This window comes from Micromonospora sp. DT4 (assembly GCF_049841675.1).
Taxonomy (GTDB): Bacteria; Actinomycetota; Actinomycetes; order Mycobacteriales; family Micromonosporaceae; genus Micromonospora.
In genome coordinates this window covers 1-358 of sequence record NZ_JBNCKT010000432.1, presented here as the reverse complement: position 1 = coordinate 358, position 358 = coordinate 1, and the positions used below count along the sequence as shown (strand labels likewise).

Genomic DNA, 358 nt, shown 5'->3' with positions numbered 1-358 from the left:
ACACCGTGGACGAGCGTGTCGCCGCCATCACCACGTGGGTGCAGAAAGACCTCCCCAACCGTCGGAACACAATCCCCCCTAAGCGCGATTCTGTGGATATCGAAGGAAAGAAATACCTCATCGGAACGATTCTCTATAACCTGACACGAGTTGGGTTTAATCCCGTCGATGACAAGGTTGCCCAAGCCCTGGAGGACGCCGGATTCACGGTCAAATACGACGACGGTCGCAAACATATGCATATCGTCGAGTTTCAGAGAATGAGCGACGAGAACGTGAGGGACTTCTTCGCCGTCTATGACGCCTGGCTCGACGAGAAAGACGCAAACGGTATACCCCATAACATCGGGCAGATGCC

Annotated in this window: 1 protein-coding gene; it reads left to right on the top strand. The window is 54.2% G+C overall.

Going from position 1 to position 358, the window contains the following annotated elements; all coding sequences use genetic code 11:
- Positions 1–358, top strand: a 358-nt coding sequence (locus ACLQ24_RS30445; RefSeq protein WP_425895175.1) for a hypothetical protein, incomplete at both ends; no start/stop codon positions are given.